The organism is bacterium, assembly GCA_016699045.1.
Lineage (GTDB): Bacteria > Babelota > Babeliae > Babelales > RVW-14 > AaIE-18.
The window spans coordinates 1,020,288-1,035,090 of the sequence record CP064957.1; the positions used below are offsets into that span (position 1 = coordinate 1,020,288).

Below are 14,803 nucleotides of genomic sequence, written 5' to 3' on the forward strand. Positions count from 1 at the left end.
TCTTTAACGCCGCCTTTCAATAAAAGTAGAGGGTTAAACTTTTTGAATTCTGACCTCAATTTTACGCGATTTTCATCAGTTTGTCAATCAAATGTCCCAATTGAATTATTGAGGCAAAAGGCCTACAGGCAGCGGTTATTGCTTTTAGAACTTACCAACAAAGGAACCAATGATGGTAGTTGGGCGGTAGGTCCTAACGCCTCCGATAGTGCCCTGAACACCGATACCAAAGGCGCAATGTTGATTCATGGCGTATTCCATACCGGCATTGAAATTTTGAATTTTCCATGCGGAGCGTTTTTCAAGTTCTGCCGGTAAAAACTTGGTTTTGCGTGTTGCATTACTTTCTATGATGGTAATGCTATCTTGTGCGTGTTCGGTGTACACATAATCGCAGAAAAATGAGAAATCTTTCACAAAATTGTCTGCTTTAAATGAGGCATTGACATACCACACGGCGCCTGGTTGACGGTTGATGGTGGTGGTCCATGGAATGATGCCTATTTGATAAATGCTGGTTGGGACGCGTTGGTTTTTAAGTTCTTTGTCGCCATAAAATGCTACGCCGCCACCAAAGCTGACTTGTAATGCTTCGGGAAAATCAAAAGCAATTGATGCTTCAACGGTCCCGCCGGTAAAGCCATCATTTCCCGTTGAAATAGTGAATGGTTGATTAGGATCTATTTCTTGACCAAATGGCAACCATGCGCCAACGGAAAGGTGTGGAACGACATGAAATATTTGATCATTTTCACCCTTAATTTTTATTGGTAGATGCCAATAAACGCTGATGTGAATGTCTTCAGGTTCGGTGCGGCGTTGTTCAACTAAATTGAGATCGAGTTCTTTGGCGATTGAAATCATACTGCTTTTTGAGAGAAGTTTATCAAATAATTGTTGAGCAATTGGTTCGCTCATTTGGATAACCGCGGTGCTCTCTGATCCTGAAGGAGCGGCGGTGTTTTTGAGCGTATCATCAATAATTGAGTCAAGCGCATAAACAGGCGTTTGTTTGTACGAAGCGATACCAGCTTTCAGTGCGATGCCAAGCCCAAAAGCAAAATCATAACCAAAGCGCGTTCGCAGGCCGAGCTTTTCATATTCAATATTCACTTCTTTGTAGGTACCAATTTCATCGATCTGGCCGTTCTCAAGATCAAAGTTTTGTTCGAGGGTAAAATTTTTAAACAAAACCGGCGATGGTGCAAGAGTACCGTTAATCTTGTAAAGCGAATCTTGGCCTGTTAATCCATTAACAATCGTTTTTGCTGTCGTGAGTGTGGGCGTTAGTTTGCCGGTTGGGCGGGCGTCATTATAAAAAAGTGCAAACATATTCCAACGACCCAGTATGTTGCCAGTAGCCACTTTGTTGCGAGAGCCTGTTTTGTTGCCGCTGCCGTCTTGGCTTGCGCTTGAAGTATGTTGATAAAAAGGCGAGAGGTACAGATTAAGTTCACCATTTTTGCGATCTTTATAATAGTTATCGGTGCCCATGTGTGTGTGAAGGATCGCAGGTTCTTGTACGTTGAGTATTGGTAGTGACAAGCAGTATTGATTTGTTAAAAGGATCGAACCGATAAGTACGATCAGAAAAGATGATTTTTTTTGATGTAACAGCTTCATACTAATCCTTTTTTCGTTCTAGAGAGGGTTTTGAGGAAAATACTTCTGTGTTATAGCACTATTTATATTCGCGCGTCAAGGAGTCTGCAAATGTTATTCGTGACAGGCTGTAATGCGCATACATTTACTTAAAAAAAGGAAAAAAATAGTGTAGAATTAATGTTCTGTGCGAGCAGGATTTCTTAAGGGGCAAAAAATAAATTAATAATTTAAAAGATTACGATGAACACAAACTTTGATGTGATAGTTATTGGCGGTGGCCATGCCGGTGTTGAAGCGGCATACGCAGCTGCAAAGATGGGCTCAAAAACAGCCCTCGTGACGCTTGATGCAAACAAAATTGCAACCATGCCGTGCAATCCGTCGATTGGCGGGTTGGGCAAGGGACATATTGTTTATGAAGTCAGTGCGCTTGGCGGGCTCATGCCACAACTTGCATCAAAGACGTATTTGCAAGCGCGCATGCTGAACACGAGCAAAGGTCCGGCAGTACAAGGTTTGCGTTTGCAGATTGATAAGTACGCGTACAGTCGTGCTGCCAAAGAAGTGTTATCAAAAGTGCAAAATCTTACGATTGTTCCGCTCATGGCCCAAGAAATTTTGATTGAAGATGTTGATGGCCTACGACGCATTACGGGCATTCGTGCTGCTGACGGTACCGTGCTTCATGCGTCATGCGTTGTTGTAACCACCGGTACGTTTATGAGTGGGCTGGTGCACGTTGGTCTGACGCGCTACAAAGCCGGCAGGCGTGGCGAAGCGGCATCGTACGGTCTTTCAGAATCTATTGCGCGAGCGATGGGCGTTAAAGTTGGTCGTTTAAAAACGGGAACGCCGCCGCGGATTGAGCGTGCAAGTATTGATTTTTCAAAACTCGAACAACAACCGCCACAAAAATTAGATTATCTCTATCAGTTTGATCACGAAGAAGTGACTGATCAAATGGCCTGCTACATTGCGCAAACTAATGAAATAACGCATCAACACATTCGTGAAAACTTGCATCTTTCTGCCATGTATTCAGGCAATATTAAGGGCCGCGGTCCGCGTTACTGTCCATCAATTGAAGACAAGATTGGTCGCTTTCCTGACAAGACGACGCATCATGTTTTTGTTGAACCAGAAAGCAAAGAAGTTGATGAAATTTATCCTGCCGGTCTTTCAACCTCGTTGCCGCTTGATGTGCAAGAAGCGTACATGCGTAGCATGGCAGGTTTTGAAAATGCGGTTATTTCAAAATGTGGTTATGCGATTGAGTACGATTTTATTCAGCCAAATAATTTGATGCATTCGCTGGAAGCAAAAACCGTTCAAGGTTTGTTTTTGGCGGGCCAGCTGAATGGTACCACTGGTTATGAAGAAGCTGCTGGTCAAGGTATTATTGCTGGTATCAACGCGCATTTGCGCCGCACCAATCAAGAACCGTTTGTGTTGAATCGTCATGAAAGTTATATCGGCGTTATGATTGACGATATGGTAACGCTGGGCGTTGACGAGCCATATCGCATGTTTACCTCGCGCGCTGAGCGCCGGTTGTTGTTGCGCCAAGACAATGTGTTTTTGCGCATTATGCCGTACGCGCATAAATTGGGCTTAATCGATGATGCACTGTTTGCACGTTTTGAAGCAGAGCGTGATATTATTCAAAAAAGCGTGAGCTTAATTCGTGGTGCCGGTTCTGCTAGTGAACTATTTAAAGCATTTCAAGTTGTTGAGTTTACTGATGAAGCGCAAGCTCATGCGCGCTCATTGCTTGAAAATGTGCTACGTGAAAAGGATATATCAGCGGCCGCGCTTTCAAGCCGTGCTTTGCTTGGTGTCCATGCCGACATTCGCTACGAAGGTTATTTGCGCAAAGAGCAACTTGAAGTAGAAAAGGCTCTGCGTTACCAGAGCCTTGAAATTCCTGTGGCGTTAGATTTTCGTAAAATTGCTGGCTTGAATGGCGAGATGCAAGAAAAACTCGTGCGCTATCAACCTAAAAATATTGCGCAAGCACAGCTTATTCCGGGTATGACGCCAGCCGCCATTTCGCTGTTAATTTTTTCTGTGCGCAAGGGCTAGTTTTTTTCTACGGTGTTGGTTCATATTTTTTGATAATTGCTTCAATCTCTTTGCGCGCTTGTTCCTGTGTGTTAAGATTCTCTGAATTGAGCTTATCCAATGCCTCTCTGATTATGGCAAGGTCTGCTATTTTCATTTTTTTTCCTTGTGCATTCAACCGTTCTTTTAACTCCGCGCCCATATTTTTTGCTTCTGCTATTTTTAACGCAAAAAATATTCCATTGCTTCTGACTAAAAGCATGCTGATATCACGAGCAAGGGATTTTTTTGCTTCTAATTCATCATTGCTTTCTAATGTCGCAAGTTTTTCTCGCGCTGATTTAAATATGGTTTTTATTTCTTGCGTTTCTGTTCCCGTATGATTTTTTGCTTTTAATTCTTTATATTGTTGTTTTATTTCGTCAACGTGTTGTTTTGCGTCAAGAGTAATTTTTTCTTTTTGTTCTTTGATACGTTCAGCATGGCGTTGGTGGGTGGGCGTTTTTCGGCCTGGTTTTTTTGGTCTATTCACGGTTGGATGCTCAAGTTTTGGTGTTGGGTCTGGGGTAGGGATTTCGATTTTTGGATTTTCTTGAGCTGATGCTGGCTTTGGTGTTGTAAATTCAATTTCTGTAACTAATTGTATTGTCTCTTTTAGGTGCTTGATTGCTTCTGTTGCTTTTTGTTGTGCGGCTGGAAGCTTATTGTTTTCTTTTTCAAGAGTAGATTTGGCAGTTTGAATTTGGGTTTTTAAATCATCGATGGTTTCAAGAATTGTATTGAACTTGATCTTTAGAAGCTTTGTTAGTTTTTCTTTTGCCGCTGCAAGTTTTGTTTCGGCGTCTGCAACGGATTGATTATTAACGACTATTGGCGCTGCAGGCTGTGGTGCTCCTGGATTTTGTAGTGGATTAAGTGCTTGTGCAAGGTTGACCAATTTTGTTTTTAAGGCCATCAGGCTATTTTTTAACTGGTCAAGTGGTGTGCTGGCAATTACTGGAGGCGTTGTGCCTGCTTGAGCTGCGGCAAGATTTTTTTCTGCTTGTTCAACTGCTTCTGCTGCTTTTAGACTATCTTCAGCATTGGTTTTTGCTTTTTGTGTATTTTTTATGACATTTTCCAGACTCTGTAGTTCCGCTTCTGCTGTTTTTTTTGCGGCTTTTGCTTTTTTCAATAGTTGTACATTGGTATCAAGATTGTTTAAAAGATTGCTCAGTAGCGTTGCTGGTACATAGTTTGTTACTTTATAGTTTGAGTCTTTTTTTGCTGATGAAAGATCTGTTTCAAAAACGGTTTTTAGACTTTTGAGAAACAATTTAATGGAATATTTTTTTTGAGGATTGAGGCTTGGAATTTTTTTATTTTTTAAGATAATTTTTGCTTTATCAAGGTCCTGTGCGCCTTTTAATATTTCTATAATGTCTTGGACTGCTTGGGGATGTTTTAAAATTTTAATGATGTTTTCAATTTGTTGCCAAGTTAGATCGGTGCGTACGGTAACATCCCCCCAAAAAATCATTCCTGGATCATCGTAGTGGTCTCCGCTGATAAGGTTTTCAATAAGTTCTTTGAAAAAATATTCGGCCTCTTTTTGCTTGGCGTGAGTAAAGTTATTGAAAAATTTTCCATTATCGTCAGTTCCTTCGACCTGAAAATCATCTTCGGCGAGCTCTGCGAATAGATCATCAGTAAATTCTTCTGGATTGCTTGCTGCTCCTTGTGCTACACCGACAAAAAGGACAGTTGCTAGAATGAAGCTATGCATAAATTTTGGTTTGTTCATTAATTGTTCTCCGGTTTAGAGTTGAGATTATTTTTTATATTTTTGAATCATGTCTTCAATAATTTTGCAGCCTTGTATTCGATCTTGTTCTTTTGGTGAATTAAGCTTGGACATGGCGTTGGCGCGGGCTATTGTTATCTTCATTGGAACGTATTCTGGAAAAGATTGTTTTAAGAGAGTTTCTAATTCGATGGTATTATTTTTTCTTGCTTCATCAATTCTGAGCGCCAGGTGTTGTGCTTTTTGTTCTATTGTTCTGACTTCTTCCAACAAATATTTGATTACTTCTTTTAACGCTTTTTTCTGTTCGATGTCATTGCTGTCTTTTTTTAATTCTGCGAGTTTTTCCATTGCTGCGCTGAATCTTGTTTCTATTTCTTTGGTTTCTTCCCAGTTTTTATTTTTAATTTTTGCTCGGCTGTAAAAATCTTCTATGGTATCAAAATAATCTTGGGCTTCAGAAGTAACGCTTTCTGTTGTTTCGATATGTTTTTCTTGAGCTGTTTGTATTGAAATTTCAACCGATTGTAAGATTGCTTTATAATGAGCGAGAGCCGCTCTAAAGTCTGTGTTAGCGGTGGTGTATTGTTTTAAAGATGCTAAAGCAGCCGCTTGAGCATCTTTTTCTTTTTGTTCCAATTCTTGGAGTTCAATGAAATTTTGATTAAGCTCGGCAGCTTGTTGAGCGGCCAAAAGTGCTTGGCGTGCCGCTTGTAGATTGGCTTCCGCCTGTGCTAATTTTGCTTTTGCTTTTGTAGCTGCTTTATTTTCAGCACTTGGTAGTTCATGCGGGGCTGCTTGATTTTGTAAGTGATTCAGGGCTTGGCCAAGCTGAGCCAGTTTTGTTTTCAGAGCCGTGAGAGCATGTTGTAATTGTTCAAGAGGATTGACTGGTAAAGCTGGAGGGATTTTAGCAGACGCTTCTGCTGCAGCAAGTTCTGTTTTTGCTTGTTCAACGGCAGCTTCAGCAGCGACAACTTGTTGCTCTAGATTTGTAATATGTTGTTTTGTTTCTTTAATTTCAGCACTTTCTTTTTTAGCGGTAACCGCATCTATTTTTTGTTTTTGATCTTTTTCTGCTGTTTGTAACTCTTTCTTTTGCTCAACACGTTTTGTTGTTGCTGCTGTCATTGCGGCTTTTGCTTGTGCAATGAGTTGCGTGTTATGATCAGCGTCTTTTAAAAGATCTTCAAAAAGTGTTTCTGGTACATAGCTTTTTGCTTGATAGCTAGAGTTGTTTTTTGCTGTTGCAAGTCTAGTTTCAAAAATTGTTTTTAAGCTTTTTAGAAATAATTTAATGCGATATTTTTTTGCTGTTTTAAGGCTTGAAATATCATTGTTTTGAAATACAATATTTTGTCCAATTTTGCTGATTATAGCGCTTAAGGTTTCGGTATGATTCAAAATTTTAATGATATTTTCGACTTGCTGCCAGGTTAAGTCCGGGCGTAGAGAGGTCCCTACTAGAGCTCTGTTAAGAGGTTGTAGTTTGTCCGTCACCAGTTGTATAAAAAAGGCGCTTACTGTTGGCGCGAGTGACTCTACAAAGTCTGCTGGAAATATAGCATCAAAGCTGTTTTGAAAAGTACCGTCAAACTTTTTGTATTCAGCCAAATCTAAAAAATTCGGTTTTGCATAGGTATAGGTCGTGTGTTCATTAAAGTCTGCTTTTTTGAGTGCCTCAAGCAAGGGCGTCCAATAAGTACCTTTTTCTTGATATTTAAGATTTTCGTCAGCCGCCCCTTGTGCTACGCTAGCAAGATAGGCTGTTGCCAGTAGAACACAACAAAAAAATTTGGACAGGTTCATTTTGCTCTCCGATTATTTATAACCAAATTTCCAGAATTTACTTTTTTTAACGCTAATTAAAAGACTGGAAATTTGTAAAGAAAATGATCACAAAAAGATTTTTTTATGCGTAGAGATATTGTTTTGAAAAAGGAAAAGGCCTTGTAGTAAAAACAGCAAAGCCTTTTAATGTGCGTGAGCGAATAGTGAGGATCTATGCCGTCAGGCGTGCTTTTAGATCATTTATTTCGGCTTTTAAGTTTTCTATTGAATGTTCTAGTTGTCCTTTTTGAGCTAATTCTTTTTGGAATTGCTCGAAGAATTTTTCATATGCTGCCTGAGCTTTGACTTCTGCTGTCTTTGTTTTATCCATTTTTTCTTTTGCTTTCGCAACTTTTTGTTTTAGCTCGTCTAATTTTGCCGATGTTGGTGGGGTTGTAGGGGCTGGGGGTGAATAGCTTGGATCTTGCAACTGGTGAAGTGCTTGGCCAAGGTGGGCAAGTTTTGCTTTTAAGGCGACAAGTGCGTTGTTTAATTGCTCAAGTGGCGTATCTGTCTGAGCTAGGTTTTGATGTTGTATTGCTTGCAAAGCACGAGTAGCTTTTTCGTGTTTTCTTTGTGCTTTTTGGTATGCAATTGTTTTGGCAGTATATTCTTGTTGCAATCTTTTTTGTTCGTCAGAATCTGCGCCCGCTAGTTTTTTGCTTGCGGTTTTAAGTGCTGTTTCTTTTTCTTGTAATTCAATTTCTTTTGCATCAAGTAATCGTGCAAGTTTTTTTTTGTTTTCTCCTGAGAGTGGGAATGCTTTAGCCAAAATATCTTGCCAGAGAAGTTTTGTTATATGTCTGTTGTCATCGCCGACGGCCAGCCTGCTCTTTTGTTCGTCGATTATTTGAGACATTTCTTTTAAAACGGTCGGCGTTTGGAATGTAATTTTATCAGCTTTCTTTATAGTTATTGAAGGTGTTTTATTTGTAAGAGAATTGACAATTGTCTGGTTTTTGAGAACTTTATTAAAATTTCTCACTTGCTGCCAGATAAGATTGGTTGTTTTTAGTTTTCTAAAAAATGACCCAAAAAAAGATTCAAGCTCTTGTTTGGTGGCGTTTGTGAAGAGAGCTGCGTGGTCTTCAATGTTAAAATTATTGTGTTTGATTGCATTAAAAAAAGGTTTCCATTTTGCTGGAGTGTCTGCATCTGCCCAAATTGATTTCAAAAAAGTGCTCGGGACTAGTGCGGTTTTATCAAAAGCCGGGTCTTTTTTTTTTTGATTATCAAATTTTCTTTGTACTGTTTTTTTAAGGCTTTCTAACGATAATTCTATATCGCCTTTTTGAGCAACTATCGGATCTTGATCAGGAAATTCTGTAAGTGTCCCGCGGATATTTCGCAGCGTTTCATCGTCGTTTAAAAGCTTGAGAAAATTTTCTACTTGCTGCCAAGTAAAATCGATACGTATGTCTGAGTTGCCAAATAAAGACGTATTTCTCTCCGCGATAATTAGTTTATCAAGAAATTGTGTAAAAAATGCTTCAAGATCGGCTTTTGTTGCAGTACCTAACTCTTGTTTTGTAGATTGATTAGATGTCGATGAAAAGCCAAACCAGTCGGTGTACTGATAATTCGTATCAATTCTAAAATTCGGTTGTGTAAGTCCCTCAAATAATGGATCCCAGTTTTTTGTAGCTGCGCCCTGCGCCACCCCAAAAAAGCACGAGGCAGCGAGTGCAAGGCAATACTTAAATGATAAATTTTTCATGCTGGCCCTAAACAAATTATCCAAACTAACTTATTTTTTTGAAGAAGCGATTTTGAGTAACAGTGCGTTTAATGTATCTTTTTCGGTTTTTAATCGGTGTTGGCGTGTCGCAAGTGGCTCATAAGTTTTATCATATTCTGCTTTAGCTGCATCAAGTGCTTCCTTGAGTGCAGATTTTGCTGGCGGTGTAAACGCTGGTATGGCTGGATTTTGCAAACGATGGAGCTCATAGGCAAGGTGAGTCAGTTTTTCTTTTAAGGCGATTAATGCTTGGTTGAGTTGATTTTCTGTTGAGGGAGCAGATTTTTTTGTTGCGTTATTGTATGCTTTTTGTGCTTCCTCGTACTTTGTTTTTATTACTTTTATTGCTGGTTCTTCTAACCTTTTTTTAATTTCTTTATTTTCTTGACGGATGCTTTTGAGTTGTTTTTTTACAAGACTAGACCAGAGATCTTTGGTGTCTGTGTTTTTATCAAAGATGGTTTTTATCAGCGGGATAATGTGAGCTGGGTCATTTATAATCTTTATCTCGTTGGGTGCGTTTTGATAGCGCAGCGTGATTGTTCCATTCATATTTGTGATAATAGATTTTTCTATGGCAGAGTCCTTTGTTAAGCATGCAGCGAAATTTTTGATTTGTTGTGAAGAAATATTTTGCGATTCTATTTTACTAAAAAGGGCGTCGAATAATTCTTGAAGTGCATTTCTGGAGGCGTTTTTAAAATTTTCTTGCCATGTGCTTTCATTAAAATCTGCCTTTTTAAGTGCGTCAAAAAACTCTTTCCAGACGGTTGGAGTGTCTGCATCTGCCCAAATTTTTTTAAAAAGGTTTAGTGAGACATAAGTTTTTTGTTTGTCAATCGAAGCATTTGTGGCAAGATCTAGCTCAAAAGCAGATATTAAACTGTCTAGAAATAAGTGAGTTTCATATATTTTGTTAGTGTCGCTGTTTGTAATTGCCGGCATTTCTGCATCTTGAGGTCTGATGATATGTTTTTTGATTGTGTCATCTTTAAAAATTTTAAGAAGATTTTCGGCTTGTTGGATAGTAATTTCGGAGCGTATACCATGTTTATCTTTTAGTTTTTCGAAAAGTTGATCAAAAAAAGCTTTCAAATCTTTTTTTCCTGCGGCAGTTAATTCATTGCGTGCTGATTTTTCAGATTGAATAAGGCTAGGCGTAGCCAATAGATTTACAAGCGAACTCGTCCAAGAGGTTGAGTAGTACGAATAGGGCTGATCTACTTTAAAATCTGGTTGTCCAAGCCCATCAAATAAGTTGCTCCAGTTTTTTCCTGCCGCTCCCTGTGCTACACCAAAAAAACATGTAGCAGCGATTAGTAAATTCATACTTCTAAAAAATTTCATAAAAATCTCCTTTTTTAGGTTGGTTGCTATAATTTTACGATTGTTATTATGGTGTTGGAATTAATGCTACGTTTTGATCGCCGCCGGTAGCTTTATACTTTTCATAGATTTCTTTGTAGGTTTTTTTAATCTCTTCCAATTTTTTCTTTTGCATGTTGAGGCCTTTAGCTGCTCGTTGATCTGTTGGATCTTCTTGCGCTAGGCTGAGTGCATCGTAGTTGTTTTCTACATTTATTTTAGCAGCTTCGAGTGCCTTGCCGAAAGTGCTAAATTTGTTGTACTTTGGTGTATTTGCTGGCATTGCGTTAAGCGCGTCTAATATTACTTTTGCTTCGGTTATCATGCCTGGTAACGCATTTGCTTCAGCTGCTTTTTGTTGTGCGAGTTTTTCTTTTTGTGCTTGTGCAATTTCTTTGCGTTTTTTTTCTGTTGCTGCGGCATTAAGGATTTGTGTTCGCAGGTCGGTAATGCGGTTTAAAATAATTTTTTGTTCGTCTTTATCGGGTGTGTTTTTTAATGTCTCAAGTTCTGTTTTTGCTGTATCCGCTTGCTTTTTTATCCATGTAGTTGAATTTACTCCATCGACAAATTCATTGATTTCTTGAATGAGGCTATTAGCTTCTTCTTCGGGCGTTGTTATTGTTATGTTTGACAAATTTCTTCTTTTTCTCTTTTTGCCCTGCAGTTTTTGATCTCTCTTTGGTTTAGCTCTTTGTATCTCGATGCCCGGAACAAGGTCTTCTTTTGCTTTGTCTGTTGGTTTGATTTTTGCCGCATCTTGATCAGCCTGTTCTTCTTTTGCTGTGTGCGTTGCAGCTGCTTTGGCGGCTGCTTGGTCACTATCGAATTTTTGTTTAGCTTCATTTGCAGCGTTATCTGCTTGTTGAGCTGCTATGAGTGCTGCGGATGCTTGGTCTCTAAAATTGCTTACTTTTGTTTCAGCTTGTGCTTTTTTTGCTAGCTCAATATCAGCGCTTGCTAGAGCAATGGCAGCTTTGACGGTAGGATCATTTTGCACTTCGGCAAGACCTTGAGCTTGTGCTAGCAAGGATTGAGCTTGGTTGAATATTTGCTCTGCTTTTGCTCTTTTATCAGCTCGTGTAGGGACGGCGGCGTTGGTGATGGTGAGAGCAACACTTGCTTGATCTTTGGCTGCTTGTGCTGTGGTTGTACGCATCTGTGCATTATCTTTTTGAGCATCAGCTTGGTCTATGGCTTGTTGAGCTGCTTCGATGGCTTTTATAACTGACTTTTTGTCTTGAACATTAGCAACAAGCGTTGCTTGGTTAAGAATAAAGCGTGCGTCTTTCAGTAGTGCTTCTGCTTGTACCTTCGCAGCGGCTTCAGCTTTTTCTTTTGCAGCTGCTTCTTGAGCAACTTTTTGTTCTTGTAATTTTTTCTTTGCATGTTGAGCGGCAGTCTCTGCAGCTTTTGCTTCTTTGAGTGCGGCTGCTGCTTTTGTTCTGAAAGCTTTTGTTTTAGTACCAGCGTGTGCTTGTGTTGCCTCTTGAATGGCTACTTGTGCTACCGCAATAGCTTGTTGAACGGTAGCATCATCTTGGACATCAGCAATGCTTTTTGCTCGTGCTAATGTGTTACGTGCTTCTTGTAAGGTTGGCTCTGTTTTTGCTTTTTTAGCAGCTCGTCGTGTTTCTGCGCCAGTAGCAAGGTGTTTTACATGCTCTGCTTTTGTCTTGGCCGTGTGTGCTTTTGTTGCAAAAGTGTTGAGATTGTCTTTTTGTGCGGCGACCGCTTCTTTAATTGCTTTTTGCGCCTCGTTGCGTGCTTGAGCCACTTTCTTTTTGTTTTGAATATTAAGACCAGTAACTGCTTTTGCTGCTTTGAGAAGAGCTCGAGCATCTTTTAAGTTTTGTGTTGCTTGATCTTTTAAATTTAAATTACTGAGCCATTCTTGAGAATCAGCAGTATTAAACTTGTTTTCTGTTGTGTCGTCGGCTTCTTTAATTTTTTTTGGTGCATGAGAAGACTTTGAAGATTTGTACAAATCTTCTGTGCTTTTAGATTTCCCAAGATTTTTTTGGGTGTGTTTTTTATGCTTTGCTTGCCATTTGGTAAGTTTTGCTTGAGCAACATCTACTTTTTCTTGGGCAGCAACTACCGAAGGGTCGTCTGCAATTTTTATTGCATTCGCTGTTTTTAAATCTTTTTCTGATGTAGCGATTAATCCTGTTCCTGCTGGTATTTTCTTCTCTGCTTCAGTCAATGCTTTTTGTGCTGCTGCTTCGGCTTCTTTTGCTGTGTGTAATGCAGCATCGGCATTGGCTACTGCTTGTTGAAGAGCTGCTTTATCTGCTGCTGGTTTTGGTGCAGGAGTTGGGATTGGTTTGCTTGGATCTTGCAAATGTTGGAGCGCTTGGCCAAGTTGAGCAAGTTTTGTTTTGAGAGCCGTAAGGCTGGCATTTAAATTTTCAAGAGGCGTGCCGTCACCAGCTGGTGGGGCAGTAGGGCCTGCAGCGCCAGCTGCAAGGTCTTTATCGGCTTTATCTTTTTGAGTTTTTGCTTCGGAAATTTTTTGCTTTGCTGCATCTAATGCTTTTTGTGCTTTTTCTAAATCTTCTTGAAATCCCTGATCAAATTTATGAGCAATTACTAGGTTCTGTTGACTTTTCATCGTAACCATAAAATTGCTCCAACAAAAGAAACGAACGATAAGTAATTCTGGGCCTTTTTGTCAAAGCGAGAAAAGACATGTCTGAAGTGTTTGATTTTAGAGAAAAACATTCAACGAGATGTCTTTCTTTGTAAAGATGCTCATCATATTCATACTGAATCTTTCTGTTAGATCGAGGCGGAATAACAACCGTACATTTTGATTATTTAACAAAGTTCGTAATGCATCAGAATCATAACCTCGGTCGGCTATCACACAAGAATTTTGGGTTGCTTTGAGCAGGGTTTCAGCTTGCGTTATGTCATTTTCTTTGACCAGGAGTTATTATAATTTTTAGTGGGTTGCCCAAGGCATCCACTGTCGCATAATTTTTGTAGTAAAACCACCTTTACTTCTTCCCAAGCCTTCTTCACTTTGTTTGCCATAACCCGCTGCGCAAGGATGCGATCTTACTATTGTGGCATCAATCATGACGTATTCAAGGTCGGGGTCGTCAGCACAAAATGTTAACAATTTTTCAAAAATTTTCTTTTTACTCCCCACATCAAATCGCTTGAATACGCTATTCCAGTTGCCATAACGGTCAGGCAGTTCTCGCCATTGAGCGCCTGTTTTTAAAATCAATACACACCCACTATGAACCTCTTACAAAGACCTTCATTTCTAACATAAATACCTTTTTCTTTTTAAGAAACTGATATATTTTCCGCCACGCTTCATTTGTGATATACTCTCTTTGCATGATAACGCCTTTTTGAGTTTTTAATAAACTCGTTTTTTTTGTTGGTGTTATCATGCACTCAAATCACATTTTTGAAAAGTCAACAGAACCTAGGCGTTCTTGTGCTAGCTTAATTGCTGCATTTTTTTTATCGAGAGCTGCTTGACGAGCGTCATCGAGTTCTTGTTGTGCATCAGTAATCACTTTTTTTAATTGTTCTTTTTTTTCTTTTAATTCTTTGGCTGTTTTTGTTTTTCTGCTAGCATGTGGTGCGGTAGCTGGTTCATGTTTTTGATGGAGCTCTGGCTGTGGGGGTGTTGATTCATCTCTTGGTTGTATGCGTGGCGAAAGGGGTGGTGTTGCTGCTGGTTCTGATTTTAAAAGGTCATCAGAAGAACTGACTCGTCCTATTACTGGTTTGCTACTAACTACCGTTGTGCCGCTTGTAGATTTTGAATCGGGGGTTGAAGAAGAAGTAAGAATTTTGATTGTTTCATCGTAAGTATCAGAGGCGCTAACAAATGTTAATTGATCATTCAAAACTTGTTGTAAGGCAGAGCACCATGCTAAAAAACGTATAAGTATTTTAGCATGAGAGCCTGTTGCTGGTATGGTTATTGTGGTGTCGATTTTGGGAAATAATGCTTTTAATTGAGAGCAGTTGTTAAGATTGGTAAAGAGATTGATTCCTTGTTGTATGGTTGATTCATTGTCAATTTTTTGTAAGTTATGGGGAGATATGCGTTCTTGTTCGGTTGTTAGTTTTTGTTTTAAATCATTTTTTTTGTATTCAGGATTCGATCCAAAAAATCCACCAAGCCACGAATCGTCAGCATCTAAAAATTTTTTTGCTACGCTATCAACTTCTTTAATTTTATCATCATTAATTTTTGTTTTTAGTTTTATAATAATTTCGTCAACTGAGTTGAATGTTACGGCCGCGCCCTGGGCTGCGCCAAAAAACAAACGATTACCAGTATCATGTAACGAATTAGTTTGAGTATCTTCATTTTTCTCCCACATTTTTTAATGATTCAAAATAAATACTTTTTTAAGTTAGTTAAATGAGAGGATATTTGTAAAGAA

Annotated in this window: 8 protein-coding genes and 1 pseudogene; 1 reads left to right on the forward strand and 8 read right to left on the reverse strand. The window is 39.3% G+C overall.

Annotated elements, in window-relative coordinates:
• Nucleotides 1-144: 144 nt before the first annotated feature.
• The gene (locus IPF37_04650) at nucleotides 145-1,623 is read right to left on the reverse strand and encodes a hypothetical protein (GenBank protein ID QQR48823.1); all 1,479 of its coding nucleotides are present in this window, start codon (nucleotides 1,621-1,623) and stop codon (nucleotides 145-147) included.
• Nucleotides 1,624-1,845: 222 nt separating this feature from the next.
• Here IPF37_04650 and mnmG point away from each other — a divergent pair, with 222 nt between their 5' ends.
• Nucleotides 1,846-3,687, forward strand: coding sequence for a tRNA uridine-5-carboxymethylaminomethyl(34) synthesis enzyme MnmG (gene mnmG / locus IPF37_04655; GenBank protein QQR48824.1), 1,842 nt, complete (start codon nucleotides 1,846-1,848; stop codon nucleotides 3,685-3,687).
• Between the two features lie 7 nt (nucleotides 3,688-3,694).
• Here mnmG and IPF37_04660 read toward each other — a convergent pair whose 3' ends face one another.
• From IPF37_04660 to IPF37_04690, 7 genes and pseudogenes are all read right to left on the reverse strand, one after another.
• Nucleotides 3,695-5,449 (reverse strand): hypothetical protein, encoded by a 1,755-nt coding sequence (locus IPF37_04660; protein QQR48825.1) that lies wholly within the window; start codon nucleotides 5,447-5,449, stop codon nucleotides 3,695-3,697.
• A 27-nt stretch (nucleotides 5,450-5,476) separates the two neighbouring features.
• Nucleotides 5,477-7,258 carry a hypothetical protein gene (locus IPF37_04665; GenBank protein ID QQR48826.1) on the reverse strand — a complete coding sequence of 594 codons (1,782 nt, stop codon included), beginning with the start codon at nucleotides 7,256-7,258 and terminating at the stop codon, nucleotides 5,477-5,479.
• A 193-nt stretch (nucleotides 7,259-7,451) separates the two neighbouring features.
• A complete protein-coding gene (locus IPF37_04670; GenBank protein ID QQR48827.1) occupies nucleotides 7,452-8,996 on the reverse strand; it encodes a hypothetical protein in 1,545 nt (514 codons plus the stop codon).
• A gap of 30 nt (nucleotides 8,997-9,026) precedes the next feature.
• Nucleotides 9,027-10,364, reverse strand: a complete 1,338-nt coding sequence (locus tag IPF37_04675; GenBank protein QQR48828.1) for a hypothetical protein — start codon at nucleotides 10,362-10,364, stop codon at nucleotides 9,027-9,029.
• Between the two features lie 46 nt (nucleotides 10,365-10,410).
• Nucleotides 10,411-12,996, reverse strand: a complete 2,586-nt coding sequence (locus tag IPF37_04680) for a hypothetical protein (GenBank protein QQR48829.1) — start codon at nucleotides 12,994-12,996, stop codon at nucleotides 10,411-10,413.
• Nucleotides 12,993-13,738 (reverse strand): annotated as a pseudogene (locus IPF37_04685) (IS5 family transposase). Before IPF37_04685 ends, IPF37_04680 begins: the two are co-directional and overlap by 4 nt.
• Nucleotides 13,739-13,801: 63 nt before the next feature.
• Nucleotides 13,802-14,740 (reverse strand): hypothetical protein, encoded by a 939-nt coding sequence (locus IPF37_04690; protein QQR48830.1) that lies wholly within the window; start codon nucleotides 14,738-14,740, stop codon nucleotides 13,802-13,804.
• Nucleotides 14,741-14,803 lie beyond the last annotated feature (63 nt).

Bases quoted from the DNA above. Each gene is read 5' to 3' on its own strand.
- IPF37_04650 (QQR48823.1), bottom strand. From the start codon at position 1,623: ATGAAGCTGTTACATCAAAAAAAATCATCTTTTCTGATCGTACTTATC.
- mnmG (QQR48824.1), top strand. From the start codon at position 1,846: ATGAACACAAACTTTGATGTGATAGTTATTGGCGGTGGCCATGCCGGT.
- IPF37_04660 (QQR48825.1), bottom strand. From the start codon at position 5,449: ATGAACAAACCAAAATTTATGCATAGCTTCATTCTAGCAACTGTCCTT.
- IPF37_04665 (QQR48826.1), bottom strand. From the start codon at position 7,258: ATGAACCTGTCCAAATTTTTTTGTTGTGTTCTACTGGCAACAGCCTAT.
- IPF37_04670 (QQR48827.1), bottom strand. From the start codon at position 8,996: ATGAAAAATTTATCATTTAAGTATTGCCTTGCACTCGCTGCCTCGTGC.
- IPF37_04675 (QQR48828.1), bottom strand. From the start codon at position 10,364: ATGAAATTTTTTAGAAGTATGAATTTACTAATCGCTGCTACATGTTTT.
- IPF37_04680 (QQR48829.1), bottom strand. From the start codon at position 12,996: ATGAAAAGTCAACAGAACCTAGTAATTGCTCATAAATTTGATCAGGGA.
- IPF37_04690 (QQR48830.1), bottom strand. From the start codon at position 14,740: ATGTGGGAGAAAAATGAAGATACTCAAACTAATTCGTTACATGATACT.